Here is a 23,353-nt window from a genome sequence, read left to right on the forward strand (position 1 = left end):
GGACATCAGGTTGCCGGCTCGGTGAGGTCGGGATGAAATGCAGATGGAAGGTGCAATAGCGCGAATACAGAAGCAGGCCCGGATTGTTGCCCGCGTCCGGTCATGAGGCAGGTATAGGTCGAGTTCTATGATGCGGTTGAGCGCTCCCGAGCGATGAAGGTGACAACGTTGCCGATCGCTTGTTTTGCCTGTCCGAGTCCATCTGCTCCTAGTTGGTACCAGCGTAATTCGCGGTTGCGAGCGCCTAGCGATAACTCCTACTCTTGCGCCTTCGGGCCGTCCGATGATCCCCTCGGAGTCGACGCGGAATATCTCGTGGCCGCAGACCTGCCGACCGTTGTCTCAGTGGACCTCACCGCCGGCGCTCTCGTGCGTCAGGAAGCCGAACAGGTCGCAGAGTGAGATCAGGGCGCTGCGGGGTCGTCGGTGCACAAGGGTTTGGCGACGAAGATCCACCGCGGCCTGACGTCGCCCGGCAGCATTCGCCGATGCTGTCCTTCGGTGGGCACTCACGTTCCGACTGCTTCTCGGCACGGGAACGACGTCAGAGCAACCGGGCACCCGAGCGGAACGAATTATTGCACTAGTAGTGCGCGACTTTTGAAGGTGATTGGCCGACAGTCTTCAGCAGCGGCGTAATCCGGGCGATCCGCATCAGCTCGCGAGCCCACGACGACGAAGCACCGACACTCCAGGTCCACTGAGTTCGTCGAGTACACATGTCCGCCCGGCAATGGCCATCATGATCGCCTCCGCGTTGCCGCAGATATGAGAGCCGATGCCACGACGCCATGAGACATCGGTAGCGGTGAACCGTAGTCCGACGACGCGATGGTGGGCACCGATCGGCGGGGCGAATCGCGCGAAACTCAGCGCCGGGACGAGCCGTTCGTTAGGGATCATGCGAGGTCGACCGAGCGGCCGTCGAATGTCCTGTTGGTGCACCATCGCGTCGAGTAGCGCGACGCGACAGCCGAACGCTGTCGTGAGGCCGCGCGGATCGGCGCATCGCTCCATCCTGGTGATCAACTGGTCTGGTTCCCAGCTCGAGTAGTCTGCTAAACCCGCGGCGTTGACCTCCGCCAGCGAGAGCCGGGCACGACCGAATCGACCGAGCAACTCGGGCCAGGCTAGGTCGTCGAAACTGAGCGAATGCGCGATGACGTCCTGGACTGTCCACCCCGCGCATAACGAAGGCTCCTGCCAGTCTTCATCGCTCAACTCGCGCAAGAAAGCCGCGAAGCTGCGGCGCTCTGCCTGAGCCAGCTTCCGGACGCTCAACACGGGTTGACTCGCCCAAGTTCGGCCGACCACTCGACGATCGCCGCAGCGAACTCGACGGGGGCATCGGACTCGACGTAAAGGCCAGCACCCTCGACGATCACCGTCTGGTGATGTGCAAGCGCCGCCTCCAGTCGGATTCGCTCGACATGACGGAAGACTCGGTCCGCACCGCCCCACAGGATGAGCGTTGGCAGCTCTGAGACATCGCCAAGAGTCGCCTCGACTTCAGTGAAGAACTCACGACTGGACGTGATGCAGCGGGGAAGAATCGCGGATGCCTGCCGCCGTCGCGGAGTGTCTTGGGCCTGACGATAGTGCGCCATCTCAGCGTCAGTGGGTGTGCGGCGTCGGTGGCCGGCCGGAACAAGGAGGTCGACGACGAAGCCGAAACGGTGTGCAAGCGCACGCAACGGACGGGAGCCTACGATGCGGGAGAATGCTTCGAAGTACAGGTCGCCATTCGTCGGCCATGCCCAGGTGTCGGCGAGAACCAGCCGGTCGAACGTTCCCGGACGTCTGCGCTCGACTGCCAGTCCAATTGGTCCACCCCAGTCCTGCGCGACCAGCGTCGCAGCCTCGATGCCCACTGCGTCGACGAACGCGGCAACGACACCGGCGTGCTCCTCGGGCCGAAAGCGGTATCCAGGTCGCGCCGTGGACAGGCCAAATCCCGGGTAGTCCAGAGCGACGCAACGGAAGTCATCTCGCAGAATGCGGATCACATCGCGCCACAAGAAGGACCAGGTCGGATTTCCGTGGAGCATGAGGAGGGCCGGCCCGCTCCCTTCGTCGATGTAGTGAACGGTATTGCCGTCGATCTCGACGAATTGGCTGTCAAATGGAAACAGGCTGTTGTCGACCCACGCGGGCCGTTCCCCAGCGGTCATGGTTGAACTCCCCTTCTCTGATGTGCGATTGAGAATCTCAAGTATAATTTATGATGTCAAGGGAGAATCAGGCGATAACGCCCTGAATCATCTGCGCAGCCAAAACCGAGGGGTCCGTCTCGATCTGCTCGGCGATGTTGGCCGACAGCGCAAGCGTGACCAACCCGTGAGACAGCGACCACCCCGCCAAAGCGAGTGCACGGACAGCTTCATCGGTGACCGGTTCCGAACGGTGAGCTGACAAACCGGATCGTGCCGAACCGAAGAGGACATCGAACGCAGCGTTCCTGGCCACCGACAACTTCGGATTGTCACCGCGATACAGATAAGGGCGGAACATCACCTCGAAGTAGCCGCGGTGGGTGAGAGCGAATGTCATATAGGCCTAGCCGCCCAACAAGAATCCCGCAGGACCCGTAGCGGCCGCACCGATCATCTCCGCCTGCAGGCTGAACCCCTCGGTCACTACCGCCGTGAAAATACCGGCCTTGTCGCCGAACTGATAGGCCAATGCTGAATGGGACACGCCAGCACGACGGGCGATGCGGCGCACACTCACCGCCGCAACCCCGACGCTCTCCACCTCCTCAATCGCACCGTCGATCGCCGCCCGTTCAAGCCGCCCGTGGTGATATGGCCGCGACTGCGCAGTTGACGCCATATGCGCGCCCTACAGAGCAATCTGACCATTGATAATTTTCCTTGCATCGGGCATTCTGACGAGCAGTTCGAAGAACTGTCCATTGGTCAGATTGCCGAGTAAGAGAGCCGCCCTGTGATCGAAAGCACCGTGACGAGCGGCGTCGCTACACGGTGGAGCGCGGCACGCGTGATCCGATGGAGCGGTGTGATCGGTTTTGTGCTGCCCGCGCTGACCTTGCCGGTGTATCCGATCTGGTCCTACCCACAAACCGAGACTTCGGGCATCGATGTGGCGGCGTGGGCGACCAACCACCATGTTCAGCTGGTCGTGACCCAGCTGCTCAATATCGTCGGCGTCACACTGTGGTTCGTTTTCGGCGCCGCGCTGTGGACCTACCTTCGCGATCGGCTGCCCGCGCGATCGACTCTGCCGGTGTGCTTTGCCGCCAGTTTCTTCGGCTGCGTGATCCTGCTGCTCAGCGGCTTCACCGCCTTCAACCTTTTGCTCTACCGGCAATACTCCGCCGAGTTGTCAACGCTGCTCTACGACTTGACTTTTGGACTGTTAGCGATGTCAGGGATGCCCACCATCGTGGCGCTGGGCTCATACGCCGGCGCGGTATACCGCCATCGAGTGTTGCCTCGGTATACCGCACACCTTGCGATCGTCGGCGCCGCAGTACACCCGCTTTTGCTCGCCGCATTCATCGTCCAGGAAGGCCCCCTTTCCATGCAGGGCATCTCCATCACGGCGATGCCGGCCTTCTTGTTCGCCTGGATCCTCGGGACAGCCCTGGGGATGCCTCGCCAGCAATGAGCCAAGGCAGCGACGCAGCGCACGTCACGGGCCCCACCGAAGACTCCCCAATTCGTGAGAAATCCGGCAGCACCCACGCGCTCAACGACTTCCCAATTCGTGATCAAACGACTTCCGAATTAACAGTCAAAATCAGACGAACGGGTGCGGTATCGATCACGTATGGACCGGCAACCACGGGACCGGCACGTCCGGGTACACCGACTACGGGCGCGAGCACGGGGAGACCACTGCCTTGACTAAGCGGATCCTATGTAGCGCCGATCCCGAATTCCGGGGCGACCCCGCCCGACGGAATCCCGAGCAAACTACAGATCGCCGCCCTGCCAAAGTGCCACATGCTGTGGTATCTCAACTTGGCTGCCGTCGCCGGCGTCGTCACAACCCACAAAGACAGCGCCCACGGCGTCATGGTCCAAGACTCCACCGGCGGCGGGCAGGTCGAGTCGGTAACCCTAATACCCTGCGTCACGGTCACCACCAGCAGTGACCCGGACATCGCGCGCGAGGTCCACGTCAAGATCCCGAGGTGTGCTTCATCGCCCGCTCCGTCAACTTCCCCGCGTCGCCACGAGCCCGTCATCACCGTTAAGGAGAACGTGTCATTGAAGGGCAGCGGGCGACTAGGCGGCGTGGACGCAGTTGTCTAGACATTTGATCTCGACGGTCGCGTTGAATTGGCCGTCGACACCGTGCTTGATCGGCACCGCTGCTGCGACCTTCGCGGCTACCGCGAGATGTTCAGATCTCGTTCCGACAGGGTCAGGTCCTCCAAATTTCGCATGGATTGGTCGAAGTCACGCTGAATGCTCGCGGACATTACCTTGAGCACTGGCTTGCCCAAGAATTTAGGTCGCACCCGGAAATGGAACTCATACACCATCGAGCAGGCTATACCACCTTCGATCGGTTCGAACCGAAAGATATTGAGGACGTCAGAAAGCGGACCGATTCGCTCTGTGCTGTCGATCCTTAGTTTGTTCGGAATTAGCTGTTGCACCTGCCATTCCACGGTCGCTTCAAATGGTCCAGCGCCAGCGATTCGTTCGCGATAAGTCAATTCCGAGGTCGCCGTGCCGTGATGAATGAGCACTTCGCGCACAGTGGTCACCCACTCGGCATACCGGCTGGTGTCGGACGTAACCGCCCACAACTCTCTTGGGGTCACCACCAGATTTCGTTGCGCAGTAATAATAAGTCGGTCGGTCATTTTCTCCCTGCCTCTCGTATAGCAACAATTGTGGCCGCTGTCTGTTCGCCAGAGCGCACAGCTCCGTCTAGGTATCCGTTCCAGTAGTCGGCGTGCTCGGCACCCGCCCAGTGCACCAATCCAAATGGCTTGTCCCTCCATTGCCCCAAACCGGTAAGTACCCCTGGGCCCAGCGAACTCGTCGGTCCACCCTGAGTCCAGGGGTCACTCGTCCAGTCCTTTTCGATCCAGTCGATCGGTCGCAGGGCGCGCGGACCGACGACTCGGGCGAATGCTCGTAGAACAGAGCCTCTACGCTCCTGGTCGGAGCGATTGGCCCACTGGCGCCACTGATCGGCCCCCACGAAGCCCATTAGCACCCCGCGGCTGCCGTCGGCAGGACTGTTGTCGAACATCGAACATACGCCCAGCGACGGGTCGCGGAATATCCCTTGTCCGGATAGTCCCTCTTCGCGCCAGAATGGCCTATCGTAGACGGCTTCACATTTCATCAAAGCGCCAAACGGCATTCGTTCAAATAATGCTGCCTGATGTGGCGGTAGCGCGGGCGCCCAGTCAATCCGGGTGATGAGATTCGGCGGCACAGTAACCACCACATGCGGCGCTGTCCAGGATGATTCTCCTGAATAGACGGTGACCGACAACTCGGTTTGTTCGATCCGCTGGACTGGAACATTGACGGCGACCGCTTCGCCCAGCCTCTCGGCCAATCGCAAGCTCAACAGCTGCGACCCGCCAACAATTCGTGATTCCTGCGCTCCTCCACGAACGCCCATCATCCGCTCGATAGTTCCTTGGTTGAGTTCATCTCCACAACCAGCTACGTACCACAGACCGAAAAGCGCCGAGACTTCGTCCGCTGACTTCCCAAACGCCGACCCAAGCAAGACATTAAGCAGTTCGAGCGCGCCACTGGAAAATGAGTGTTTGCGGACCCAAGTGCTCAAGGTCTGTCCATCGAGATCACGAGCGTGCGGCGCCTCCCACGGGGCCCCGACTGGGATGTCACCGGCAACCTTGTTGATGCGCGTCATCATTCGCGCCAAATCAGGCAATACTAGGAGATCCGGTGGGATCCCATTGCCAAACAACCGTCGACGGTCACCGTGAATGTACGCGTTCAAACCAGTGTCATACGCAGGAAATGTATCAATACCAAGCGTTGCCGCCAAGTCCAATACCCGATTCTGGGTTGGACCCACGAACTGGCCACCAGCTTCAACGACTCTTCCCTGTCCAAGTGAATGGTCTAAGGTACGCCCCCCGACGCGATCGCGCGCCTCCAGCACGCGCACACCCAATCCCTCATCCGTCAGTGCGTGTGCGGTCGTCAGTCCTGCCAGACCCGCTCCCACGACTATCACATCAACGGCCTCTGTCATTTTGACTCCATTCTTCGGTAATTCCTCAGGTATATCGAATACGTGTTACGGCGCAAGATTCCGAGGGCTATCGAACGCCGCGGATCGGCAGAACCGCCAGACTTCCCGCGATGCCGAACACTGCGGCGGCCACGAAGACGCTGGAAAAACCGCCCGTGGCACTTACGACTAAAGCGCCAATGAGCGGACCTAGCGCTTGTGGTACCTGCATCGCGATATTCATGATGCCGAGATCTTTGCCGCTGTCCTCGCTATCAGGCAGTACTTGCGTTGCAAGCGCCTGGTCAACACCCAGGAAACAGCCGTAACCAGCGCCAAGCAGAGCTGCAGCAACCACTGTCATCGGGAAATTCGATACCGCGACAATACCGATCGCCGCCAGCGCTTGGGCCAGGCCAGCTGCGAGTACAAATGGCTTGCGCCGACCGATCCGGTCACTGACCTGGCCGGTGACGAGCGCGCCAAACAGAACGAATAGCGTATATATGCTGGCGGCAATGGTGAGTTTGTCGACCGGATTGGATAACCGAAGTCCAAACTGCAGGTACTGCAAGAGAAGTGCGGTACCAAGTCCGTTTCCGATGCTGATCAGAACGCGCCCGAGTAGAGTCCACCCGAAGTCGGGGTACTGTCGGGGCGATATCCATAGCTCGCTCAACAATGTCCGCACAGTCAGCTTGCTTCGTTTGTGCGTCGGATGCGGCGGGTCATTGAGATACCACACGAACGGCGCCACGAGCACAACCACACAGATCGCCAGCGTCAGATAGGGGCCGGTATACCGGGTGCCGAACAGGGCGCCAATCACCGCCACGCCCAGCAGGATCCCGAGCGCTTGCGGCGCCGAGACCCAACTGGACACCACACCGCGCTGATTCACGGGGACCTGGTCACTGATTAGCGCAGTCAATGCGGCCGCCGTGGCTGAAAATCCGGTGATCACGATGGACCAGAAGACAGCCATACCCACCCACGTGTGCTGAAACCCGAGTCCAGATAGGCCGATGACTGTGGATAGCACTCCGATGACAATCCATGGTCTGCGGCGGCCGAACCGACTGGTGGTCCGGTCGCTTAGCGCACCAACCAGAGGAAAGGCAATCAACGCGAAGCCTGCTGCGATGCCAGAAATCTGGCCGAATGACATCACGCTGCGTTGCCATTGGTCTTCTGGAACCTCGCTCGCGGCAAGTCCCAGCCATCCATTGATCTGAACAGGTAGGACAAGCTGGAACGGTGTGAGCTGCGCCATCCAGACGCCCATCCAGGCGAGAGCGAAGTAAGTGATCCAGCGTCGGCTCACCGGACGATCGGGCGCCACTGTCTGCGCGGAGCGGACCTCATTGCTGATCGTCGCGTTCTCCACGGGGCGGCGCCGCTCATGAGAAGTCATACGGTTCCGCCCGCGATTGGCGTACGGCCGCGTGATGCCACGTTTAGTTCATCCACCCGATCGGCTTGGGCAAGCAGGTATCGCATAGCCACTCCGATCACGATGGCCGCCATGGACATGATTACCAGGGCCAATATTGATATCCAGAACATGTTGTCGTATAACGACAGGTGAGTGCGCAGGAGCGCGCGGTGAGCGTAGGTCATAGGTGCGATGTCACGGAACGGCCGGAACGCAGGTGGTGTGGTTCCCAGTGGGAAGATGCCGCCGAAGGCAAAGATCTGATACATGAAGAAGACGAACGAGATGATCGAACCGTAGACTCGCCCGAAGACCACCACGAACAGCTGCGTGCTGACCGCGGCGGTGACACCCACTAGCATCACGATCGGCAGCATTGAGGCCCAATTGTGCGGATTCCAGCCAATCAATGCACCATACGATGTAAGCAGAAGCCCAAAGATAATGCCCCCTAATGCACCTAGCCTCGCGCCGCGCAGTGTTGGCATTGCGGCCCTTTTGAGTGCTGAGGCGTAGTTGTTGTTGCCGCGGCTGGGGGAGAGGACCATCCACATCAGGATGCTCAACAAGAAGGCGCCCAATACCACGATGACCGGGCCGGCACCACGGTCGATCTCTTTGTGGCTGCGATCGTTGTTGATGACCTTTTGGCTGGGTTGCAGGTTGTCAATGCTCACATTCATTGGGGCGGCGAACATATTCGCGCTGGCAGGGACATCGTCGATATGGGGTGCCTGTGCGGACCCATCCGATAGGCCACTGCTGAGTTGACTGGCGCCGGTATCGAGATCACGACTGCCCTTCTTGAGGGCAGCTGCTCCGTTCTTTAGGTCGGGCATTCCCTTGTGTAGTTCACCGAGGCCGTCATCGAGTTGTTTTGCGCCCTCGTTGAGTTGTTTTGCGCCAGTATTCAGTGAAAGTACCCCCGAGAGGTACTCAGCTTTCGGATCGTTGAGCTGCCTCGCGAGTTCGACTGTACCGTTGCGTAATTGAGCCAGTTGGCCGATGGTGCTATTGGGTGCTTCGGTGTTCAATTCGTTTAATAGCGACTTCAGCTGTGTCGCGGCGGCGCGGATGGTTGCATCAGAATTCAACGCCAGGGCATCGACTGCAGGCATCAGGGCGGCGACATTTTTGCTCAGCGGCTCCAGTTGAGCAAGCAATGGGGTGATAATTCCACCGACTCCGTCGCGGATTTGCGTGGCGCCGGAGCCGAGTTCCTTGGTTCCGGTAACTAGTTGGCCCGTGCCATCGGATAACTGCGTCGTCCCGGCGTGAAGTTGGCCGCTGCCGTTTTTGAGTTGTCCCACGCCGTCGGCCACCTGGTTTATTCCGTTGGCAAGCTGTGAAGTACCGTCCTTGAGCTGCTTGGTGCCGTCTTTGAGTTGCTTACCGCCGACTGAGGCATCTTTGAGCCCGTCACCGAGCTGGTTCAGGCCGAGGAGGACCCCTTTGGCGTAGCCTTCGCCGATGGTTGCGGCAATTTCCTTTTGTGCTTGGGCAATCACGCTAGTGGCCACCGCCGGGCCCAGAGTTCCGTTGAAGTCGTTGAAGTACACCGAGATTCTCGGCTTCTGCGGATGCGAATCGGTGACTGAATAGATCTTTTTGGTAAAGTCGCGTGGAATAATGAGTGCAAACGCGTATCGAGTCTCCTTGATGCCCTTGACCGCTTCGGCGCTCGACACCTTGTGGAATTGCAACTCTCCGGAGGACGTCATGTCGTCGAGGATTTGCTGGCCGAGGTTTTCGAACTTGCCGTCACTGGTTCCTCCGGCATCATCGGTCGAGACCGCAACGGGCACGTCTTTGAGATATAGTTCTGGGTCCCACATAGTCCACATGTAAATGCCGGAGATGATGGCGGGCAGCACAAGCAGCGCGACCACGAACAGTTGTATCGACCGCCGCTGCGGAACTCGCCGTAGCGCCACGCCAAGACGGGCGGTAAACCCATTCCCTACTGGATTGGACTTAGCCTGCGGTGACACAGATTCCGGATTGTCAACGGGCACTGTCATGTTCAGACCTTAATGAGAGATGGCGAATGGGTGGCAGCACTGTCGATGGTCAGTTGTTGCAGCTATCTACGACGTCGGGCTAGTAGGCGGCGGAAATTGTCAGGCTCATCTGAGCAACGGCTCATGGTTGGCGGCAAAGGCGTCTACTGATTCGAGGTCGAAGTCACCGTGATCGCTGCCCAGCCCGCCAGCAACCTGCGCGGCGGTTGCGTTGCCTAATACAGCGGCTTCAAGGGTGCTTCTGCCAATTCCGATTCCCCGCAAGAATCCGGCTGAGAACGCATCGCCACAGCCGGTGGTATCGATCACGTCGATACTGAAAGCTGGTGCCCGAACTATCTCGGTATCGGTCACAATGATTGCGCCGTCAGCGCCGAGGGTGGCAACCACCGCCCCGACGCCGCGATCGATCAGCTGTCGGCAACCATCTTCGATGGTCGCCGCCCCGGTTAACCCGAGTACCTGGTCGGCGTTGGGTAGCAGGTAGTCAAGATGGGGCAGTGCCGGCGCGATCCATTCCAGCGTCCCCGGATCACCGCTTGCCAAAATGTCGGCGGAGGTTACTGTGCCACGGTGTCGAGCCGCGCGCAGGATTGTCGAATAGGATTGTCCACCAAGTAGTTCGGGGGCACCAACATGCAGATGCGTGTGGTGGCTCGCGGCCGCGATCAGTTCGTCAGTAAGGGTGATCGCTAGATTCGCGCCAGGGATGTGAAGGGCGGGCCGACTACCGTCGGATCGGATAGGAAGTACTGACGCTGAAGTTTGGTGTGCGTCGTGCCGCTGCAGCGCCGTCACGTCGATGCCGTATCTGGTGAGCATGGTCAGGAACTGGTCACCTATGGCGTCTGTGCCGATCGCGCCCGCGGCACTGACCTGCGCCCCCAGCTTGGCTGCGGTGACTGCTGTCCCCCCTGCGGCGCCGGCCGGGCTGAATTTGATGGCCTGCACCAGTGCAGCGCCCTGCCCTTCGGGGATCGAGTCGACTGGGTAGACCTGTACATCGAAGACATGGGCGCCCAGGCACATGATTTTCTGGGCCATATTGTCTTGGGTCATAGCCATTTACCGTTCCTGCTGGTTGGGAGATGAATTGTCGTGGGTGTGTGAAGTTGCTCGATGCGTCTGGCCGTACCCTCGGGTGATCGCGGTGTCGATGACCGCCTGCTGCTCTGCGGTCGTGAGCGCTCGAGGCTCGCCCACTTGTTTGGCCCGCCGGTAGAGTCCGCAGGCCCATTCGAGTAGCAAGGTTTTGTCCATGGCATCGGCTAGGTCGGAGCCGACGGTGACGGCGCCGTGGTTGGCCATCAGTACTGCTCGCTTGTGGGCCAGGGCTGCTAGGACCGAAGCTGCTAGCTCGTCAGAGCCGAAGGGCGCGAACGGAATCACCGGGACTGCACCGCCCAGGGCCAGTTGCTGGTAATGCAGGCAGGGTAGTTCTTCGAGTACCACTGATACTGCAGTTGCTTCCGGTGAATGGGTATGCACGACCGCGTTGGCCAGTTCACGTCGGTACACACCCAAATGCAACTCGATTTCGGAGGTGGGCGCGTAAGTGCCGGCGATGGTATTTCCTGCCAGGTCCACGATGGTGATGGCGGAGGGATCGGCTTTGGCCAGTTCTATGCCGGTTGCGGTGATGGCAACTAGCTCACCAACTCGCACACTGATATTGCCTGCCGATCCGATCACTAGCCCCTCGGCGCCGAGCAGTCGGGCTGCGGTGGCCACCGCGGCGGCTGCTGCATCAAGTGCTGACATCAACTCGCCACCATCAACGCGGGGCTGGTCCCGGTGAATGCGGTCAATGCCCCTGATGCCGAACGCTGGTCCCCGAAGTATCGGATGCGGTACCGCCCTGCAAGCACCTGGGCCGGCACTCGCCAGGTAATGGTGATTAGGCTCGCGGTCTGGCTTCCGTTAGGGCGTTCCCACTTGAGCTCTGTGCACCAGTCATTGTCGTCGTAGGCGGTTTCCCATCTGCCGCCGGTATAGCGTTCCACTACGAAGTAGCTGCTGCCGGTACGGATTCGGTTGTTGGGATGGGCACCGCAGAACTGGACCACGGCAGTGCTTGACGGTGCGTATCGCGTTGCGGGGGCATTGACCACATCGCCGTAGCGGTGTCCGACGATGGAGGTGTCAGGAGGTATCGGCGGCAGCAGGTTGATCAGATTGTTGTTGGTGTTCGGCGGTCGCGGACCGAGATCGAGGTGCCGACCAGACACCAACGAACGCGCCAGCCGGTCAAACTCCTGCATATATGCGCAGAGGGTGTAGCGGCCGAACAGGGTTTCGCCACCTTCGTATTGTTGCGACACATATTCTTCGGGTGTGGTCACATATCCAGCGTATGCATTTGCATAGCCTTGTAGGAGAACATTTTCCAGGCTCACGCCGAGCGCATTGGATACAGTGCGTCGTACCCGAAGACCGGCGACAATCGTGAATTCGGCTGGTGCGCCGCACAATACGAGATCTCCGATACAAATGATTTGAATGGGAACAACCTGGTTAATCCATGGACGCGGCGGCATGATGCCCACAGGGAATGCGATGAGTTTGGGTGCCTGCACGTCTTTGATCCACTGCGGTGGAGTCGGAATGGTATTGGCACCTAACGCTTGTGCCACGGGATTGAGCATGCCTTCTTTGAGAAATCCGAGCTGACTCTTGGTGTTGTCTTCGGTACTGGTTGCTGCCGCTGCAGCGCCCATCATCGCTGGCGAGGTGCGCGCTCGGCGTCCGTTTGGTGTGTAGGTGCCGTCGATCGCGACATCGGCCATATTGATGTATCGATACGCATACCGTACGGGGCCACTTAATTCCCTAGTCGAGCCGATGCTGGCGCGGCCAGCTCGATATTGGCGGTCCCCAATGATCTGACAATTGTGACGATGGCTATCGGTCGGGCCGCCAGGGCGGAGGGGGCGAGTCCACAAGTTGGGCGTCATATCGCCAGCGTTAGTCTGTGGGAATGACCACACGGTGCCCGGCGATGACGCCTCGGCAACGTAGCTGGCATATCCCTTGTTGTCGGCGGCGATCAAGTAGTTGGCATCGGTCAACGACGTGCCATGAGTGGCGAACCAGGTGACTATCCCAATCTCGTTGCCGCCTTGGCGCAGAACAAGTGTCGTCACCTGCGGATCGACTTTTTCTGGGAACACCCGTTTGTCATCGCCCGCATTAAGGTCGAAGGCTTCCGCCGAACGGTTCACACTAGCGTTGTACAATTCCCCGTGACCCACATGCAGGGTGCCCGGAGCCACGGTGGCATGCGCTGCCTCGATAGCGGCGACGATGCCGGCAACCTCGGCATCGTAGGAATTGCGCTGAAAACCTAACGCGGACAGATGATGTGCATAGTCCCAGGACGTGCCACCACACGAGTTGTGATTGTGGGTGGCATTGATGTTGATGTTTTCCTCGGTATACAGAGATCCATACTTCGCGCGCAGCGCAGCCATTACACCCACTCGATGAGATGCGAAGATTATGGCAATATCTGCGTTAACGAACACCACCCGTGAGCCGGTCCTCACGTCGACGATAATGTAGGCGCGGGCCCAGCATCGCTGCAGCAGTCCGCTAGCAATCTGGCTGAAGTCGGCGTACCCCATCATTCCCTGGCCCGCAATGGCGCCGGTCATGTCGGCCTTACCTGCTCCGACAAGGAACCCAGAACCGGTATGCGCTGACGTTCCTGGACTCGCCGAAGCAGTCCCTCGACTCAGCCCCGTGGCGGCCATAGCCGCACTGGCAGCGCCGACCGCGATGCCGCTCAGCATATTTCGCCGAGATATCCCTTGGCGCGCAGTTGCTGCCGGGCCTGCTGATCGATCACTCAATTTCTACACCTCATTCGTCTTACTGCAGTTGTCGTGCCGCAGGCTTGAACTGCAGTACGGCATGAAGAGCTTCCTTGCGCGGCCGATAGCTCTTCCGGCCTGAAGTGGGTCGTTGATCCATTGAAGCATAAATACACAACAATGTTCAGTTATGGGCCAGAAGTCAGTCAGAGCTGCTCTAGCTGCGGGGCATCTCGGGCTCGTTGAATCGGTCTCCCAACCAAGACAGTCCTAGTGGAACAGTAGGGACCGCGGTGGCGGCATGGTCGGCACCGAAGCCAAGATGAGGTATGCCAACTTCGCTGTAGCCGACCTTGCCGCCAAGGAGACGCCACGAGCGAACAAGAGCGACCGAAGCGGCGGTGGGAACCGTGTCATCGTGAGCGGCGCTGACTACCAGCACCGGCGCCTTCGGTGCGACGTTGCCAATACGTTCACGCTCGACCCAGTGCACCCACGGCACACTATTCAGTAAGTCCGCCATGCTCCGGCCGTCAGTGGTGAGAGTGCGGGAATCTGTTCCACCAAAAGCGGATTCGGTATCTTTGTCGCATTGCACAGCTACAGCTTTGAGGAAAGCGAGGCCCCTGCTATTGAGGTCTCTGCGCTTTTGCGCCGCGAGCTTGGGGTGCCGACTGATGAGTGAGTTGAACATGTAGCCGATGTCACCCATCGCGGGCCCGCCGTCCATAGCTTTTGCTGTGGCAACAAGGTCCACCACTGGCGCCCCCGCTACCGTTCCAACTATTGAGAGTTCGGGCGCGTAACTTTTTGCTAGCTCCGCTGCCGCTGCCACCGCTCCGCCGCCCTGGGAATAGCCATAGAGGGCAACCCTAGACTTCCGCGTGAGCCCACCCCGTCCACTAGCCAGCGCAGCTCGCGCGGCGTCAAGAACGGCCCGGCCACTTGCAACCCGGTCGGTGTAGCTATGCAATTCCGGGGTCCCTAGGCCCTGATAGTCAGTGGCAACCACCGCATAACCTGCATTCATCAACGCCCCGATGAGGACGTTCTCAGCTAGTGGCGAAGTACGGCCACTAACCGACGGGGCACACTGATCACCCTGCCCCTGGGTGCCGTATGCGTAAGAGATTAGTCGGCGCTCACCGGGCCCTGTCCATGGAGCCGACGGCAGGAACAGGTCGCCGGTCACCAGGATTGACCTGTTTGCTGAGGTGCGGCTGAAGTAGGACATGCGCTGAACTGATCCCGGAATAGGGACCGCAGACGTGGACGACTTGAGGGAAAGAAGTGTTCCCACGGTATCGGCGGCTGACACATCGTTTCCAGGGGAAGCCTGTGCCAGATTGGCCGGTACCACCAGCGCCAGCGCGGCAGTAGTAAGAACGGCGATCGCCCAAATTCTGCCGCCCAGTCCTATTCGTCTTATGTTCACTATGCACCACCGCCTATTCGTCGGATCGTCCAAGATCCTGGCATGAAGCCACGGCGTCATCGGCATGGCTATAGATAGACCTCACCGTCCAGGTTGCCCAGGCCGCGGCTCGGTTCTCCGACCCGCATCACCCAGGACTTAGGCAGCAGGGTCCAGCGATTAAATCATAAGTAGACAGATGGAGTCAGTTATCGGCGAATTTTGGTTCGTATAAGCTGCGCAGGACAGAAGATCGATGATGACGAGGGGCGACGGTGGCCAAAGGGGCACAGACTCGCGCGCGAAGCGTGGCTCGCTTACTTGACGCCGGGTTGAGCGCTTTCGCCGAGTTGGGTTTTCACTCGACGTCGATCGATGAAATCTGCGCGCGAGCCCATCTGGCCCGCGGCACCTTCTACTCGCATTTCGAAAGCAAGGACGCACTCTTCTTTGCTCTGTTCGAGCAGCACATGACCCAGGAGCTGAACCGGATTGCCGAAGCGGTTGAGTTGGCGGGCACGGTCGAGGAGGCGATTCTGGGGGCGGCGGGGGCGGCGACCGCACAGCCGGACGTTGAGCGCCGCTGGTTCATCATCTCCACCGAATTCACCATGTACGCCGCCCGCAATTCCCAGGCCGCTCAGCTACTAACCAAACACGAGGACGCTGTTCGAGCGCGGTTGCGGGCGACCCTCGCCCGCTTCGTCGACGAGTCGTCGATTGATACAGACCTAGCCGTGCGATTCATAGTCGCCTTGTATGACGGCGCCATGCTGCAGGATGTGGTCGGCACAGATCTGGCAGTCACAAGTCGGATGCTCAGTCAGGTGTTGCCCCTAACTTTGCAGCTATTTGAGCAGCATTAATCCTCTATGCACTAAGTTAAATCGGCTAGGCTCGCGGAGCGCTGCATGATAGCGGCCCCGCACTGTTTGAGGAGCGCCCATTGTCGAGAGAATGTCTGACAGCGTGTGTGGATATCGTAAATCAGGCACATGGCGCCTGCGAAGAAAGTGCGACTCCTATCTGACTGAGGGCGCCGGTGGCCGCGCGGCACGCGTTCTACTCGCTGTTCGAATGTGGTGTGCGCGTGTTACCGCGAGGTCGACCCGAACGCGCTATCCCGCCGCTCCGCGTCCGTTGCACCGCGTTGGTTGCGCGGTGTACCTGGCACGCAAGGACCCTGTTCATAGACCGTGTGGTCGCAGGCAAAGAAGTTTTCCAGTAGCTCGGCATCACTCAGCGCCGATTTTCGATCGTGCCGCTCAAGCCAGCGTGACCTTTGACGAGCAAATTGGAACCCAGAACCCCGCACGGCGCCTTGAAGTGCGCAAATACTCGAAGCCTGCAAACATAGATACGTTCCCCCTGGAGCTAGCCGGGATTCTGACGCGCCTTCTTCGATGCACTGGATTCACTAGGACTGTGCAGTGCTGCTGGGGGGTCGCCGACTGCACGACGGGTCGGCGCATCCACCCGGTGGGCGAAGAGCAACAGATCAAAGCGGCACCACTCCCCGACCCAGCTTCACTCAATCGCCTCGGTCGCGGACGCATCCAGGTCGACATCGGGTATTTCACGACCACTTCCAGCAAACTCCATACAAATCCGTCGCCACGGGACCGATTCATCCATGCGCAGATTCGCCATCACAACGAGCATGACTACCCTGCAACAAAGTTGCGGTGGCTCATATCCAGCGAGGGCGTGAGCGATGGCCTATCGAAGTACGTCGCTGGCCTCCGATTCGGCGGTGAATACCTTGTCGGCGGCGAACCGTGCGAACTGCGCCAATAACAACACCGGTAGGTCGTCTGCCCCCTCAACCATCGACTGCAACAACGCCCCCTCATAGAGGGCGATTGCCCCCCTGACCAAGAGCGTCACTTCACTGTCTGATAGGTCGGATCCCATGCGCCCCAGGATGTCTCGCAACTGTGAGCGCAGCGCCCGATCCCGCTCGTTGAGCGCCGCGGCCGCAGCCGCGTTCCGTGCAGCGTATATGGAGAACTCGGTGGACAGCAATGCCCATTGGCGCTCGTCAGCACCCTGCTCAGAAAGAACCTCTAGCGTGACGGCGACTACCCCCTCTAGCGATTTCACCTCCTGCGCACCTCGTTCAATCTCACTGACGAGGTTGATTGCGTGCCTATCGAACAGCCCGAGAAACACCTCGTCTTTGTTCGGAAAATTCGCATAGAAGGCGCTGCGCGAAACACCAGCGCCCCGACAGATGTCTTCAATCGACGTCGCGTGAAACCCATTCTCAGCGAATAGTCCCTCTGCAGCATCCATAATCCGCGCGGTAGTACGGGCACGCGTGGGCGCTCCCTTAGCCATCAGTCCTCCGTAGGTCGCCGAGGAATCTCACGATAGACCATGCCATAAACCGACTCGTGATACTTTTATGAAATGGAACCTGGAGAGTTTGACGCAGTAATCGTCGGCGCAGGCCTCGCCGGGCTTGTCGCCGCGCACGAGTTGACAAAAGCCGGACGGCGCGTGGTGATCGTCGATCAGGAGAACCGCAATAACCTTGGTGGCCAGGCATTCTGGTCCCTCGGCGGCCTATTCTTCGTCGATTCTCCCGAGCAACGCCGACTAGGCATCAGGGACTCGTTCGAACTCGCTTACAGTGATTGGCTAAATTCGGCCGGCTTCGATCGAAGCGATGATCATTGGCCACGCCGCTGGGCTCGCGCGTACGTGGAATTCGCAACGCATCGCAAACGGCAGTACCTTCACGACCTGGGACTCAGGGTCACTCCCGTTGTCGGCTGGGCTGAACGAGGCGGCGGGCTCGCATCCGGACACGGCAACTCAGTTCCCCGCTTCCACCTCACCTGGGGTACCGGCCCGGAAGTGGTACGGGTATTTCGCCAACCTGTGGAACGGGCCGAGACAACCGGCTTGGCACAGCTGAGGTTCCGACACAGAGTCGACGAACTAATCGTTGAGAACGGAGCCGCCGTCGGAGTCCGAGGTCAGCTGCTTACCCCTTCCAGCGAACCTCGCGGCGTCGCATCGAGCCGCGCAGTGTTGGAACCGTTCGAGATTCGAGGACGAACGGTCATTGTGACCTCCGGAGGAATCGGTCACAACTTCGATCTCTTGCGTCAGTACTGGCCGACAGAACGACTCGGCCCCTTCCCCAATCACATGATCGCCGGCGTACCCGCACATGTAGATGGCCGCATGCTGGCGATCAGCGAGCAGGCCGGCGCACACATCATCAACAGAGACCGCGTATGGGCGTATACCGAGGGAATCCACAATTGGGATCCGATCTGGCCGGAACACGCGATCCGAATAATTCCCGGTCCGTCATCGCTGTGGCTCGATGCACACGGGAAGCGGTTGCCGATTCCGAATTTCCCAGGATTCGATACCAACACTTCGATGCGCGCGATTCTGTCCACCGGATACGACTACTCCTGGTTTATCTTGACACAAACCATCATCGAGAAAGAGTTCATCCTGTCGGGCTCGGAACAGAATCCCGACATCACTGGAAAAGACATCAAAGGAACGCTTGGCCGTGTCATGTCGAAAGGTGAACCAGGTCCGGTGGAGGCGTTCAAGAAGCGCGGCGCGGACTTCGTTGTGGCCAATGACCTACGCGAGCTGGTCGACGGAATGAACCGGTTAGGCCGGGGCGGCACTGTCGACTACGACACCGTCCGAACTGAGGTCGAGGCCCGGGATCTTCAGATAGGCAACCCATATAGCAAGGACGCGCAGCTGCATGCAATCACAAACGCGCGAAAGTACCTCGGAGACAAGATGACTCGTGTAGCAAAACCCCATCGCCTCCTGGATCCGGCGCACGGTCCACTCGTCGCGGTCCGCCTTAATATCCTGTCCCGCAAGACATTAGGCGGATTGAAGACTGACCTCTCGGCGCGGGTGCTCACCGAACACAACGACGATCCAATTCCTGGACTCTACGCCGCCGGCGAGGTTGCGGGCTTCGGCGGAGGAGGCGTACACGGCTATAGCGCTCTGGAGGGCACCTTCCTGGGCGGATGCATATTCTCCGGGATGACCGCAGGACGCGCAGCCGCAGTGGCGACCAGCACCACAAGATGACCCCGACCGCAGTGGCGGGCGCACCATTAGGCGCCGAAAGAAAAGTCGCCAGACAACCTGATACGGGCGGGCGGGTGATCCCGGCTGGGTTGATGCTGACGAATTTCAGCTGGCTGAGCTTAGCTCTTAGGGGTTTGCGCGTTGCCGGTGATCGTTTGGAAGTGGCGACGATTGCGTTCGGACGCATGCTCCGTGCGAGCTTGGCGGTGAGGCGCGCGGTGGTGGGTCTGCTTGCGTTCGTTTTGTTGCGGTGAAGACGGCGGCCAGGTCTGCATGTACCGGACAGTGGACGCGCACGAATGCTTGGGTCAAGTTGATCGAGAACGCCAGTTGAGGTAGTCGATCGCCGCAGGATCACCAAGCAAAGCCACACCATGCCCTCGCCGCCTGGTCAAGTGGGTGATGTCCGAGACCAGGTAGGGCATTGCTGGGTCGCTGGTGTCTGCGGGAAGCAGAGACACAGCTTGGTCAAACAGAGTTAATGCCTGGTGATGATCCTGCTGATGTGGGTGAATCTCGGCGGTGGCGGCGAACAACGAAGCATGCATCGCGGTGGCAGACCAGGCAGACCGCGGGCCTCATTGAGCAAAGCATGCGCGTAGTCATAGCGTGCAAATCGGCCAATGCGAAACTTGGCATGGGCGGGAGCATTGTCTGCCTCCTGACCAGCGCGTCGCGCCTCATTGCAGAGAGGTGTCGAGTGCGAGCTGGATCTCAGTCGGCCAGGACAGATCGAAAACGGAATCCAGCAAACGCGACCACCTGGTCAAACTGGTCGACCCGGTGGCCAATGTCGCCGATCATAGAAATCTGGCCACTGTCAGATCCGATTGCGGCGGTACGACACCCAACCACAACCTTCAGGTGCCCGTCAGCGACTGCGCGCTCGGCTCGTTCCCTGAGCGCACCACGAGCGGGGAGCTCGTCGGCAGCACCGCCATCGGAACAAAGCGACGTCAGCACCGGGCGGAAAGCCCAATTGAACTGCGTGCCCGATTCTTTCCCGCCAAGTTCGGTAAGCGCAATGACCGCCGTCAATGCCCAGGGGCTCCTAGGTCCTATTGCATGAAACGCGCGACACTGGTACACACAGTATGTGATACTCATAGTACCGTACTAGCTACGAGTAAGAGCCCGCATGAGAAGCAGAGGAGGCGAACCGTCACCGCGCAGAAGCGGCAAGTCTCACGACTTCTGGCGTCGGCCGCAGGCTCTGGATCTATGCAACCGCGATCGGCTGTCTCGGCAACCGGTCTCCGACAGCTAGAAACTAGGAGATTCCATGAGCCCGGACCAATTGACCAAGGAGCAGAAGCTCGCCGAGGACTTAGTCGAGGACGTAACAGTTCGTCCGCGAGAGGTACATTTTGACCTGTCGGCAGCACCCCTGCATTGGATTCCCGGTGAGCCGCTTTTATCCCACGCGTTCTCGGCATTCCATATTGCGCTATCGCTGGGGGAGCGAGGGTTTGTTGATTCGTTCAAGCGGGGACTTCCCTATGTGAAAGATGATTCGATCCGTGAGGAAATGATCGGGTTCATCGGGCAGGAAGGCGTGCACGCGGACGTACACAACCGTGCTGTGTGGGAGTTCCTGGAACGTCACGGACTTGACCTTGGACCGATGGTCAAAGAGGCTGACTACGGTTATGACCGGATGATCGCGGCGATCGACAGGCTTCCGGAACGACTTCGCTATGCAGTTATCGTTCAGATGCTGGCGATGACCGCCGCTGCCGAGCACATGACGAACACCCTGAGCTATTGGGTTCTCTCGAATTTTGATTTTGAGGTTCACGATGCCGATCCGACGCTCAGTGATATGTTTCGCTGGCATTGCTCTGAGGAAGTCGAACATCGGTGCGTCGCATGGAATGTCGCGCAGTACTTCGGCGTCGGTCGGGCGCGATTAGCGCCGATGGCAGCTGTCGTCGCACTGGCCTTTCCATTCGCCGCGGTAGCCGGTGCGTGGTTGCTAATCCGCAGGGATCCTACTTTGCCGAAGATGAACCCTGTTCGTGTCTTTTGGGAATTCACAAAGGCGCAGCGGCGCGGTGAGATGCCTCCGTGGAGCTTAATGCGTCACGCGGCGGCAGCATGCGCATATCGTGACTACAGTCCGGCGAGTACGGGGAACGCGTCCGAGGCTCTCGCCTACCTGGCGAAGTCGCGGGCTGTGAAGCAGCGGAGCGCAACATGATGTCCCGGCCGACCACAGAGACCATCGAGGGCCGTCGTGCATTGCTTCACCTTGAAGGCGGTGTTCCGCCGAGTTTCTACGCAAACTTCAAGCACGATCCGGTGCTGATTGCATTCGATGCGCTTGTCGGTCCTGCGGTTCGGCTATTCGGCAGGCTGTCGCCAACCGGCACTCCACCGCAAGTGGTTGACCGCACTATTGAGTTGTGTCTGGTCGAGCGCAGGTCTGTGGCGGCCGATCATGGTGTGGTGAGCTTCACTTTCAGTGGTGCGGACGGTGCCCCTTTGCCTGCTTGGCGGCCTGGTGCGCACATCGACATGATGCTCCCCTCAGGGCGGATCCGCCATTACTCCTTGTGTGGGGATTTCAATGATCGTGGCTACTACCGGGTCGCCGTCCGGCGAATCTCAGATGGTGGCGGTGGCTCTATTGAAATGCATGACAATCTGCGAGTGGGTGATCGGATTCGTGCCCGTACCCCTAGGAACGTGTTTCCACTCGTTACGATGGGACAAGGTGACACCGAAGGCCGGAGGCTGCATTTCATCGCTGGAGGAATCGGAATCACTCCGATCCTGAGCATGCTGGGTGCAGCAGATCAGGCTGGAGTTGATTGGACAATGACATACACCGGGCGCAGCCCTGAAGGCTTGCCATTCCTCGATGAACTGGAACCATATGGTGAACGTGTGGCAATCCGTACGGACGACGAATCAGGTCTGCCGAGCGCCCGCGATCTGCTACCAGACGTCCACTCGAAAATTGCGGTATATTGCTGCGGGCCAGCGCCAATGATGGAACTAGTGCGGGCTGATGTGCAGCATCGCGAGGGAGTCGAGTTTCATTCCGAGCGGTTTAGCCGGCCGCCCATAGTCAATGGTCAGCCTTTCGACATTCAGCTGGGCAAGGAAGGTGAAATTCTGTCGGTTCCAGCAGATCGGAGCATTCTCGAAGTCGTCCGGGAATCTCGACCATTGGTCTCATATTCCTGCGAACAAGGATACTGTCAAAATTGCAAAATCAAGACGCTAGGTGGAGAAATCGATCATCGAGATAACACATTGAATGATGCCCAGCGAGAGCAAAACGAAATGTTGATTTGTGTCTCGCGCGCGCCGCGCGGCGAACAATTGGTGCTCGACATTCAGTGAACTTCGCGTAGTAGAGGCCGTACTGCCCATGTAACTCTGGAGGTAAATAGCATGGAAACTCCACGAACCATCGTGAATGGCGACGTCGAGATTGTCATCTATGAGCAAGGAAATCCTGACGGCGACACGATTATCTTGTGTCACGGGTGGCCAGATAGCCATCATCTCTGGGACAAAGTGGTTCCGTTCCTCACCAACCGCTTCCATGTGGTTACCATTGACAATCGATGGATTGGAAATATGTCGAATCTTGACCCCACTGAAATCACATTGTCATTGCTGGCCGACGACTATGAAGCGGTGATCTCCGAGCTCAGTCCCGATAAACCGGTCCATATCATGGGCCACGATTGGGGCAGTGCCGCCGCGTGGGAACTGGTCACAAGGCCAGGGGCTGAACAACGCGTTGCATCCTTTTCTGCAGTTGCCGGCCTTAGCCGCGGCCACCTAGTTGAATGGGGTCGGTCTCGCATAAGTCGGCCGACCCCGAAAAACCTTATGCAGGTATTCGCCCAAGTTTTCGTGGTCTCCTACATGTATTTGATGATGATACCCGTTGTTCCCGAGTTCGTGCTACGAATCGCTGTCACTGAAAGGCGGTGGCGCTTCGCGATCGGCATGCTCGAGAGGGTGTCGCCGTCGGAAATTTCGCTGTCGCCGACCTTCCTCGAGGACATGATCAGCGGCATTGCTATCTACCGGTCGACGATGTCCACCAACCCACTTCGCGCCGTTGGCCGCCCGACAACCGTCCCAGTGCAGAACATCGTCGGTACGCTGGAACCTGTGATGCTGCGTCCCGCATACGCTGACGAGGCCAAGTGGGTAGATCAGACCTGGCTACGCGTAATGAAGGGCAGCCACTGGCTGCCCTTTTCCCAGCCACGGCAACTGGCCACTGCGGCAACAGAACTGGCCGATGCCGTGAACGGCGGCCCACCGTCCGCTGAACTTGCGCGATCGAGGATGACCTATCGCCACGCAACCAGGTAGTCAAGCGCGAGTGAATGCTCGTAAGGGCACCCAGCTT

General features: G+C 59.3%; 21 protein-coding genes. 8 read left to right on the plus strand and 13 right to left on the minus strand.

Annotated features, from left to right (window positions below):
* Positions 1 to 654: 654 nt before the first annotated feature.
* From AAFP29_RS09595 to AAFP29_RS09610, 4 genes are all read right to left on the minus strand, one after another.
* Complete coding sequence (locus AAFP29_RS09595) at positions 655 to 1,284, minus strand: maleylpyruvate isomerase family mycothiol-dependent enzyme (protein ID WP_419217104.1); 630 nt, start codon at positions 1,282 to 1,284, stop codon at positions 655 to 657.
* Complete coding sequence (locus tag AAFP29_RS09600) at positions 1,278 to 2,171, minus strand: alpha/beta fold hydrolase (protein WP_419217105.1); 894 nt, start codon at positions 2,169 to 2,171, stop codon at positions 1,278 to 1,280. The genes AAFP29_RS09595 and AAFP29_RS09600 overlap by 7 nt, the downstream gene beginning before the upstream one ends.
* A 67-nt stretch (positions 2,172 to 2,238) precedes the next feature.
* Entirely contained in the window at positions 2,239 to 2,550 is a 312-nt protein-coding gene (locus tag AAFP29_RS09605) for a TetR-like C-terminal domain-containing protein (protein ID WP_419217106.1), read from the minus strand.
* Positions 2,551 to 2,556: 6 nt separating this feature from the next.
* Positions 2,557 to 2,832 carry a TetR/AcrR family transcriptional regulator gene (locus AAFP29_RS09610; protein WP_419217107.1) on the minus strand — a complete coding sequence of 92 codons (276 nt, stop codon included), beginning with the start codon at positions 2,830 to 2,832 and terminating at the stop codon, positions 2,557 to 2,559.
* A gap of 114 nt (positions 2,833 to 2,946) precedes the next feature.
* Between AAFP29_RS09610 and AAFP29_RS09615 the strand changes: the two genes are divergently transcribed.
* Positions 2,947 to 3,630 (plus strand): hypothetical protein, encoded by a 684-nt coding sequence (locus AAFP29_RS09615; RefSeq protein WP_419217108.1) that lies wholly within the window; start codon positions 2,947 to 2,949, stop codon positions 3,628 to 3,630.
* A 338-nt stretch (positions 3,631 to 3,968) separates the two neighbouring features.
* Positions 3,969 to 4,280, plus strand: a complete 312-nt coding sequence (locus AAFP29_RS09620) for a hypothetical protein (RefSeq protein WP_419217109.1) — start codon at positions 3,969 to 3,971, stop codon at positions 4,278 to 4,280.
* Between the two features lie 77 nt (positions 4,281 to 4,357).
* On the opposite strand, the gene AAFP29_RS09625 is transcribed toward AAFP29_RS09620, so the two are convergent.
* The 7 genes from AAFP29_RS09625 to AAFP29_RS09655 form a co-directional block, all read right to left on the minus strand.
* Positions 4,358 to 4,840 carry an SRPBCC family protein gene (locus tag AAFP29_RS09625; RefSeq protein ID WP_419217110.1) on the minus strand — a complete coding sequence of 161 codons (483 nt, stop codon included), beginning with the start codon at positions 4,838 to 4,840 and terminating at the stop codon, positions 4,358 to 4,360.
* Entirely contained in the window at positions 4,837 to 6,222 is a 1,386-nt protein-coding gene (locus AAFP29_RS09630; protein WP_419217111.1) for a flavin monoamine oxidase family protein, read from the minus strand. The genes AAFP29_RS09625 and AAFP29_RS09630 overlap by 4 nt, the downstream gene beginning before the upstream one ends.
* Before the next feature lie 67 nt (positions 6,223 to 6,289).
* Positions 6,290 to 7,615 (minus strand): MFS transporter, encoded by a 1,326-nt coding sequence (locus tag AAFP29_RS09635; protein ID WP_419217112.1) that lies wholly within the window; start codon positions 7,613 to 7,615, stop codon positions 6,290 to 6,292.
* Complete coding sequence (locus AAFP29_RS09640) at positions 7,612 to 9,657, minus strand: YhgE/Pip family protein (protein ID WP_419217113.1); 2,046 nt, start codon at positions 9,655 to 9,657, stop codon at positions 7,612 to 7,614. Before AAFP29_RS09640 ends, AAFP29_RS09635 begins: the two co-directional genes overlap by 4 nt.
* Positions 9,658 to 9,762: 105 nt before the next feature.
* Positions 9,763 to 10,722: a carbohydrate kinase family protein gene (locus AAFP29_RS09645; RefSeq protein WP_419217114.1), complete on the minus strand. Its 960-nt coding sequence runs from the start codon at positions 10,720 to 10,722 to the stop codon at positions 9,763 to 9,765.
* Positions 10,723 to 11,418, minus strand: coding sequence for a class II aldolase/adducin family protein (locus AAFP29_RS09650; RefSeq protein WP_419217115.1), 696 nt, complete (start codon positions 11,416 to 11,418; stop codon positions 10,723 to 10,725).
* Entirely contained in the window at positions 11,418 to 13,448 is a 2,031-nt protein-coding gene (locus AAFP29_RS09655) for a neutral/alkaline non-lysosomal ceramidase N-terminal domain-containing protein (RefSeq protein ID WP_419217260.1), read from the minus strand. The genes AAFP29_RS09650 and AAFP29_RS09655 overlap by 1 nt, the downstream gene beginning before the upstream one ends.
* On the opposite strand from AAFP29_RS09655, the gene AAFP29_RS09660 reads away from it, so the two are divergent.
* Positions 13,399 to 13,611 carry a hypothetical protein gene (locus tag AAFP29_RS09660; protein WP_419217265.1) on the plus strand — a complete coding sequence of 71 codons (213 nt, stop codon included), beginning with the start codon at positions 13,399 to 13,401 and terminating at the stop codon, positions 13,609 to 13,611. The two genes, AAFP29_RS09655 and AAFP29_RS09660, sit on opposite strands and share 50 nt — an antisense overlap.
* A 75-nt stretch (positions 13,612 to 13,686) precedes the next feature.
* On the opposite strand, the gene AAFP29_RS09665 is transcribed toward AAFP29_RS09660, so the two are convergent.
* The gene (locus AAFP29_RS09665; RefSeq protein WP_419217116.1) at positions 13,687 to 14,904 is read right to left on the minus strand and encodes an alpha/beta fold hydrolase; all 1,218 of its coding nucleotides are present in this window, start codon (positions 14,902 to 14,904) and stop codon (positions 13,687 to 13,689) included.
* 287 nt (positions 14,905 to 15,191) lie between these two features.
* Between AAFP29_RS09665 and AAFP29_RS09670 the strand changes: the two genes are divergently transcribed.
* The gene (locus tag AAFP29_RS09670; RefSeq protein WP_419217117.1) at positions 15,192 to 15,749 is read left to right on the plus strand and encodes a TetR/AcrR family transcriptional regulator; all 558 of its coding nucleotides are present in this window, start codon (positions 15,192 to 15,194) and stop codon (positions 15,747 to 15,749) included.
* An 853-nt stretch (positions 15,750 to 16,602) separates the two neighbouring features.
* Here AAFP29_RS09670 and AAFP29_RS09675 read toward each other — a convergent pair.
* The gene (locus tag AAFP29_RS09675) at positions 16,603 to 17,223 is read right to left on the minus strand and encodes a TetR/AcrR family transcriptional regulator (RefSeq protein ID WP_419217118.1); all 621 of its coding nucleotides are present in this window, start codon (positions 17,221 to 17,223) and stop codon (positions 16,603 to 16,605) included.
* Between the two features lie 72 nt (positions 17,224 to 17,295).
* Between AAFP29_RS09675 and AAFP29_RS09680 the strand changes: the two genes are divergently transcribed.
* The 4 genes from AAFP29_RS09680 (at position 17,296) to AAFP29_RS09695 (ending at position 23,316) form a co-directional block, all read left to right on the plus strand.
* Positions 17,296 to 18,972 (plus strand): FAD-binding dehydrogenase, encoded by a 1,677-nt coding sequence (locus AAFP29_RS09680; RefSeq protein WP_419217119.1) that lies wholly within the window; start codon positions 17,296 to 17,298, stop codon positions 18,970 to 18,972.
* A 1,297-nt stretch (positions 18,973 to 20,269) separates the two neighbouring features.
* Positions 20,270 to 21,172, plus strand: coding sequence for a metal-dependent hydrolase (locus AAFP29_RS09685; RefSeq protein WP_419217120.1), 903 nt, complete (start codon positions 20,270 to 20,272; stop codon positions 21,170 to 21,172).
* The gene (locus tag AAFP29_RS09690; RefSeq protein ID WP_419217121.1) at positions 21,169 to 22,323 is read left to right on the plus strand and encodes a PDR/VanB family oxidoreductase; all 1,155 of its coding nucleotides are present in this window, start codon (positions 21,169 to 21,171) and stop codon (positions 22,321 to 22,323) included. The genes AAFP29_RS09685 and AAFP29_RS09690 overlap by 4 nt, the downstream gene beginning before the upstream one ends.
* 51 nt (positions 22,324 to 22,374) lie before the next feature.
* Positions 22,375 to 23,316, plus strand: a complete 942-nt coding sequence (locus tag AAFP29_RS09695; RefSeq protein WP_419217122.1) for an alpha/beta fold hydrolase — start codon at positions 22,375 to 22,377, stop codon at positions 23,314 to 23,316.
* The last annotated feature ends 37 nt before the right edge of the window (positions 23,317 to 23,353 follow it).

Origin of the sequence: Gordonia sp. CPCC 205333 (genome assembly GCF_048537885.1) — a bacterium.
Classification (GTDB): Bacteria; Actinomycetota; Actinomycetes; order Mycobacteriales; family Mycobacteriaceae; genus Gordonia.